This window comes from Collinsella aerofaciens (assembly GCF_039752955.1).
GTDB lineage: Bacteria > Actinomycetota > Coriobacteriia > Coriobacteriales > Coriobacteriaceae > Collinsella > Collinsella aerofaciens_BI.
Map to the genome: position 1 here is coordinate 12,290 of NZ_JBDMHB010000040.1, position 6,592 is coordinate 18,881.

The window sequence follows — 6,592 nt, forward strand, 5'->3', positions numbered from 1 at the left end:
GGGTAAGACCGGTACGGCCGAACGTGCCGACGAGAACGGCGGCTACCTCAAGGAGAACTACATGTCGTCCTTTATGGGCTTTGCACCGGCACAATCGCCCAAGGTGCTGTGCTATATCACGCTCGACGGAACGCCGAGCGGCTCAGATGCCGCTGCGGTGCCGTTCCAGTCCATTATGGCCAACGCGCTCGACGTGCTGGGTATCCCGCACACGAAGTAGGGGGTTACAATCTTTGGGGCGTGGTTTGTTGTCCCATATGAGGGGTGTTCACATGCCCTGCACCACGCATGCGCGGCGCTGGGATACAATACGCCGATAGCATTATTAGGTTTACAGGGGAGCTGCAATGATAGAGATCGCCGTCAACAACCTCGCGGCCGCAACAGGGGCCCGAACCGTGACGGGAGAAGCCGATCGGGTATGCCGCGGGTGCGTTATCGACTCGCGCCAGGTCGAGGAAGGGACGATTTTCGTCGCCTTTCCCGGTGAAAACGTCGACGGCAATGATTTTGCTTCCCGTGCCGTCCAGTCGGGTGCCGGCGCCGTCGTAATGACGCGTGAGCCCGAGGCTGAGCTGGTCTCGCTGGCGCAGGACAAGGGCTGTGCCATCCTGCTGACCGATGATCCCGAGGACTTTCTGCTGCGTTTGGCGCACACGTACCGTCTGGAGCTCGGCTGCCTGGTCGTTGGTATTACCGGTTCCATCGGCAAGACGACGACCAAGGACGTGCTCGCCGCCGTGCTCGCCAAGCGCTATCGTGTCTGGGCCACCAAGGGCAATTTCAATAACCTGATCGGCATGCCGCTCACGGTGCTTTCCGCTCCGGCCGATACCGAGGTCCTGGTGCTCGAGATGGGCATGAACCATTTCCACGAGATCGAGCGCCTGTCCCAGTCCGCCAATCCCAACCTTGCCGTCGTGAGCAAGATTGGTACCTCTCATATCGGCATTTTGGGTAGCCGCGAGAACATCGCCCGCGCTAAGGCCGAGATTGTCCAGGGTATGTGCGCCGCTGGCGACTTCTTGCCGCTGCTGGTTTTGGGCGGCGAGGACGACTTTACGCCGTTCATTCGCGATACGTTCGCCCAGCCTGCTGGTATCGACGTGATGCTGGCCGGCGTCTCGGACGATGATGAGGTCCGTGCCCGCGACATTCGTGTTGATGACGAGGGCCGTCCGGTCTTTACGCTCGATTTTGGCCAGGGTGAGACGATCGATACCATGCTTGCCATCCCCGGCGTGCAGTCCGTTCCTAATGCCGTTAAGGCCGCCGCGGTTGCCTATCGCCTGGGCGTGACGCCCGAGCAGATCGATGCTGCCTTTAGAGGCCTCACGATCACCGGTCACCGCCAGGAGATCAAGCGCGCCAAGAGCGGTGCCCGCGTCATCGACGATTCCTATAACGCCAGTGCCGAATCCATGGCTGCTGGCCTCGATCTGCTGTGCTCGCTTTCGTGCACGGGGTCTCGTATGGCGATCCTGGGCGAGATGGGCGAGATGGGCGATGAGGCTCCTCGCATGCATGAGCTCGTGGGCGCCTATGCCGCCGCCAAGAAGCTCGACATGCTGGCGTGCGTGGGTGGTGAGCTGGCCCAGCTTATGGCCGATGCCGCGCGCATGATGGGCATGGACGAGGACCGCATCCAGGTGTTCTCCGATTATCAGCAGGTGCTCGACCGCATGGGCGGCGCGCTTGAAAAACATGATGTTGTACTGGTCAAGGGTTCCCGCTTTGTTGAGCTCGACCGCTTTGTGGAAGGTGTGTGCTAGCCCATGTTCGGCAATCCCTCGTATCCAACGTATCAGGCTTTTTTGGGGCTTGGCATCGCCGCTGCCATTGCGCTGCTGCTCATGCCGTGGTGGATCAAGCTGCTCAAGGTCGAGGGTATCGGCCAGCAGGTTCGTGCCGACGGCCCCAAGCGTCATTTGGTTAAGCAGGGAACGCCCACCATGGGTGGTGTTGTCATTCTCGTCGCGATCTCGCTGACCTGCCTGCTGATGGGCAAGCTCACCACCGAGCTCGTGCTCGTGCTGCTCGCCACGCTGGCGACCGGCGTGCTGGGCCTGATCGACGACCTGACTTCCGTTACGCATGGGCGCTCGCTCGGTCTGACGCCTCATGCCAAGATGATCGGCCTAACCATTATCTGTGTCACCTTTACGGTACTTGCCGTCAACTGGTGCGGCGTCGCCCCCGAGATTCGTTTTCCCGGCGGCCTGACGATTGACCTCGGTGTTCTTTCGACCACCATCTGCGGCCTTTCGTTCCCGTGGCTCTACATTGTCTTTTGCTGGCTGATGATCGCCGGTCTTTCTAATGCCGTGAACCTGACCGATGGCCTTGACGGTCTTGCTGGTGGCACCTCCATGATTGCCATGCTCGCCATGGCTGCCATGGCGTTTTTGCACGGAGACGTGAACCTGTCCATCTTCTGCACCGCATGTGCCGGTGCCTGCTTGGGCTTTCTGTGGTTCAACTGCTATCCGGCGAGCATCTTTATGGGCGATACCGGCTCGCTTGCCCTGGGCGCCGCGTTTGCCTGCACGTCCATCATGACCAACACCGAAGTCGTTTCCCTCATCATCGGCGGCCTGTTTATCGTTGAGACCCTGTCGGTCATGATTCAGGTTGTCTATTTCCACTTTACGCACAAGCGCGTCTTCCTTATGGCGCCCATCCATCATCATTTCGAAAAGAAGGGCTGGGCCGAGACCAAGGTCGTCATCCGTTTTTGGATTATCGCTGCGGCCTTTGGTGCCGTTGGCCTTGCTCTGTTCTTCCAGTTGGGATAGTGGTCTTTCATGCCTCTTGCTGATGTCTTTAGCCTGCTCGTTTTGGGTCAGGGCAAATCCGGTCTCGATGTCGCCCGCTGGGCGCTGGCGCATCCCGAGCGCGTGAGCGCCGTTACCGTGTATGGCGGCGGCACCTCTGAGCCCAATGACGCCACGCGTGCGCTCGAGGCTGCTGGTGCGGCGTTTGTCTATGGGACCGAACAGGTCGAGGGCGTCTATGACGTATGCGTGACGTGCCCGGGCATCTCGGAGTTCTCGGGCTTCTTTAAGGCCGGGCGCGAGCATGCCGCCCAGATTATGGGTGAGCCCGAGTTTGCCTATCGCCTGTCACCCGATAACTGGATTGCCATCACGGGCACCAACGGCAAGACGACCACCACGTCGCTGACTGATTATCTGCTCAAGGCTGCCGGCGAGGCCAGTGTAGCTGTCGGCAACATCGGCGAGCCGCCGGTCAACGAGATTGACGGCCGAGCCCATAACGAGTGGTTTGTGGCCGAGCTCTCGAGCTATCAGATTGCTACGACCACCGAGCTCCACCCCCGCGTGGCGGTGCTGCTCAACATCACTCCCGACCACTTGGGCTGGCATAAGAGCCATAAGAACTACGCGCTTGCCAAGATTAAACTGTTTGCCAATATGGTCGATGACGATCTGGTGGTTGTCGACGTCGAAGACGCCGGCATTCACGAGTTCGATGAGTACATCTACACGCCGGGTCGTCGCATCTGCAAGGTTGCCTTTGACGAGCCTGAGGGCGAGGATGCCGCCTTTGTGCGCGATGGCAAGATGATCGTGCGCCTGAAGGGCGTCGAGACCCCGCTCATCGCTACATCCGAGCTCAAGATCTCGGGCCATCACAATGTTATCAATGCCCTGTGCGCTGCCACGGCTGCCCTGGCAGTCGGTGCCGATGTCGATGGCGTCTGCCGCGGTCTGGCCTCGTTCCAGCCGCTCGAGCACCGCGTGGAGCCGTGTGGCGAGATTGACGGCGTGCGCTACGTCAACGATTCCAAGGCGACCAACACCGATGCGGTCGAGAAGGCACTGACGGCATTTCCCGATGACGACGTGATCTTGCTGCTCGGCGGCCACGATAAGGGCACGCCGCTCACGGACTTCGCACGCGTTGTTATGGATAACGTACGCTCGGTCGTCTGCTTTGGCGATGCGCGCGAGCGCTTCACCGCCGCTATGGACGAGGCCGATGTCGATGGCGATGTGGATATCGCCCAGGCGGATGACCTGCGCGATGCCGTGGACGTCGCCCGTTCGCTGTCGAGCCGTGGTGACGTGATCTTACTTTCTCCTGCCTGTTCTTCGTTCGATGAGTTCTCGGGCTATGAGGAGCGCGGCCGCGTGTTTAAGGACTATGTGGCCCAGCTTGCCGCTGCGGCGAAATCGCAAATGGAATAGGGGTTGCCGGTGAGAGAGGAGAGCCCCCGACAAGGTATGAGGAGGCCCGACTCGGACCGTGCTTCCTCGCGGCGCAGCACACCGCGTTCCGGTCGCGGCGGGCAGACGTTTAGCGAACGCTATATTGCCGGCGTTCCCGCCCGTATCATGCGCCCCCGTTTGATATTCATGGCCTGCCTGTTTACCTTGGTGTGCTTTGGCCTGCTGATGGTGTACTCGGCGTCTTCGGTCGAGGCGCTGCACGAGAATGGCTCGGCGACGTTTTTTCTGTTTCGACAAGCCGCGTTTGCCGGAGTTGGCGTGCTGGCTATGGTTGCCATCGTGCGCATCTTGCCGGACAGTTGGTTTGGGGAAGACGTGCTCAGGATCTTCCTCATCGGCATGATGGGGCTACTGCTTCTGGTGTTCTTGGTGGGCAGCGGCAGCCGTGGCGCCACGCGCTGGCTCAACATCGCCGGTATTCAGTTCCAGCCTTCCGAGTTTTTAAAGCCATTTGCCATTGCGTATTCGGCCATCATGCTTGATCGTTTCTTTTCGCCCGGTGGCAACATCAACGAATTCCTTCGCAAGATGGGCATCTACTTGGGCATTTCGCTCTTTCTGATCTTTATCCAGCCCGATTTCGGTACTGTCCTGATCATCCTGTTGACCCTCATGTGCATGGCGTTGTTTGCGGGTCTCGACCCCAGATTTATCATCGGCGTGCTAATCTTCGGCATTCTCGTGATCGTGATTGCGCTTGTTGCAGAGCCGTACCGTATGGTGCGTATTCAGGTTGCCTTGAACCCTTGGGCCGACGAGTATGGTGACGGCTATCAGGCCACGCTTGCCATCATGGCCTTTGCCTCGGGCGGTCTGTTCGGCCGTGGCATCGGCAACTCAACCATGAAGTACTCGTATCTGCCCGAGGCGCACAATGACTACATCCTGGCCATCATTGGCGAGGAAGTCGGTTTTGTCGGAACCGTGCTGTTCTTCTTGGTGTTTGCGATGCTGGTCTACTCGGCGTTTCGCATTGCCGAGCAGGCGACCGATCGTCGGGGCGCGCTTATGGCGTCTGGCTCCGCGGTCATTCTCGCGGTGCAGTTTTTGATTAATGCGCTTGGCATCCTCAACGTGTTTCCCATGACGGGCAAACCGTTGCCGTTTATTAGCTACGGCGGTTCGTCGATTATTGTGTCGCTTATGCTTGCCGGGTTGATCCTGCGCGTTTCGTACGAGAGCGCCCGTCGCGATGAGTACGACCGTCGCCGCGAGAGCTTTGCCGTTATGGATGAGAGTACCGCCGGCGTGCCCCACGTGCGCGGCGAGCGATCTTCGCGTAACGGTTTTACCGTCCTGGATGGCTCTGCGACCGAGCCGGCAGCCCGCCCGCGTCAGCGAACGGCGCCGCAAGGTCGTCCTCAGCGCCCCAGCCCTCGCAACGCGGGCGGCGGATATAATCGAATCGATTTGAACTCGGACCCGTCGGCGCGTCTGCGTACCGACGACCAGGGACCGCGTGTACGAAGGGACTACCATGACCGATAAAATGACCGTTGCTATTGCAGCCGGCGGCACGGCCGGGCACATCAACCCCGCGCTCGCCTTGGCCGAAGAGCTGCGTGACCGTGGCCACCACGTTGTGTTCGTGGGCCAGTCGCGCAAGCTCGAGGGTCGTCTGGTCCCCGAGGCTGGGTTTGATTTTGTGCCCATTACGGTCACGGGCTTCGACCGCTCCTGTCCTTGGACGGCGCTGACCTCGCTGTGGCGTGTCAACAAAGCCAAGCGTGCGCTCGCCAGTCATTTCTCAAAGGTCGGCAAGCCCGATGCCGCCATTGGTTTTGGTGCCTATGTCGAGGTTCCGCTGCTGGGGTGGTGCAAGGGCGCGGGCGTTCCGTATCTGCTGCATGAGCAGAACTCTGTTCCGGGCCTGGCCAACAAGATGATGAACTCCCACGCCGCCCGCGTGTGCATCTCGGTGCCGGCAGCGCGTTCGGTCTTTGAGCGCGAAGGTGACCCTGACCACGTGCTCATGACCGGCAACCCCGTACGTCGCTCGGTGATCGAGGGCGATCGCGCTCGCGGCCGCAAGGCACTTGGCGTTCCCGAGGACGCTACGCTGCTGCTCGTCTTTGGCGGTTCACTTGGCGCCCAGCACCTCAACGAGCGTGTGGCTTCGCTCAAAAACGAGCTGCTTTCGCGCAAGAACCTCTATGTGTTGCATTCGACGGGTGCCGACGGCTTTGAGGAGACCGAGCGCGCTTTGGCGCTGACGCCCGAGGAGGCGAAGCGTTACCGCGTCCAGCCTTACATCGACAACATGGGCGATATGCTGGCTGCTGCCGATTTGGTGCTCTCGCGTTCGGGCGCATCGAGCGTGGCCGAGATCGCTGCACTCG

Annotated in this window: 6 protein-coding genes; all 6 read left to right on the forward strand. The window is 60.4% G+C overall.

Annotated elements, in window-relative coordinates; genetic code table 11:
• Nucleotides 1-220 (forward strand): penicillin-binding transpeptidase domain-containing protein (locus ABHR75_RS08255; RefSeq protein WP_346964080.1); only part of this gene is annotated, 220 nt, incomplete at its 5' end.
• A 127-nt stretch (nt 221-347) separates the two neighbouring features.
• The gene (locus ABHR75_RS08260; RefSeq protein WP_138112175.1) at nt 348-1,772 is read left to right on the forward strand and encodes a UDP-N-acetylmuramoyl-tripeptide--D-alanyl-D-alanine ligase; all 1,425 of its coding nucleotides are present in this window, start codon (nt 348-350) and stop codon (nt 1,770-1,772) included.
• Between the two features lie 3 nt (nt 1,773-1,775).
• On the forward strand, nt 1,776-2,795 hold the full coding sequence (gene mraY / locus ABHR75_RS08265; RefSeq protein ID WP_006234262.1) for a phospho-N-acetylmuramoyl-pentapeptide-transferase: 1,020 nt from the start codon (nt 1,776-1,778) through the stop codon (nt 2,793-2,795).
• A 9-nt stretch (nt 2,796-2,804) separates the two neighbouring features.
• Nucleotides 2,805-4,211, forward strand: coding sequence for a UDP-N-acetylmuramoyl-L-alanine--D-glutamate ligase (gene murD, locus ABHR75_RS08270; RefSeq protein WP_138112177.1), 1,407 nt, complete (start codon nt 2,805-2,807; stop codon nt 4,209-4,211).
• Between the two features lie 36 nt (nt 4,212-4,247).
• Nucleotides 4,248-5,741, forward strand: a complete 1,494-nt coding sequence (gene ftsW, locus ABHR75_RS08275) for a putative lipid II flippase FtsW (RefSeq protein WP_138112179.1) — start codon at nt 4,248-4,250, stop codon at nt 5,739-5,741.
• A partial coding sequence (locus tag ABHR75_RS08280) for a UDP-N-acetylglucosamine--N-acetylmuramyl-(pentapeptide) pyrophosphoryl-undecaprenol N-acetylglucosamine transferase (RefSeq protein WP_346964081.1) occupies nt 5,731-6,592 on the forward strand: 862 nt, incomplete at its 3' end. The genes ftsW and ABHR75_RS08280, both read left to right, overlap by 11 nt.

Bases quoted from the DNA above. Each gene is read 5' to 3' on its own strand.
- ABHR75_RS08260 (WP_138112175.1), top strand. From the start codon at position 348: ATGATAGAGATCGCCGTCAACAACCTCGCGGCCGCAACAGGGGCCCGA.
- mraY (WP_006234262.1), top strand. From the start codon at position 1,776: ATGTTCGGCAATCCCTCGTATCCAACGTATCAGGCTTTTTTGGGGCTT.
- murD (WP_138112177.1), top strand. From the start codon at position 2,805: ATGCCTCTTGCTGATGTCTTTAGCCTGCTCGTTTTGGGTCAGGGCAAA.
- ftsW (WP_138112179.1), top strand. From the start codon at position 4,248: ATGAGGAGGCCCGACTCGGACCGTGCTTCCTCGCGGCGCAGCACACCG.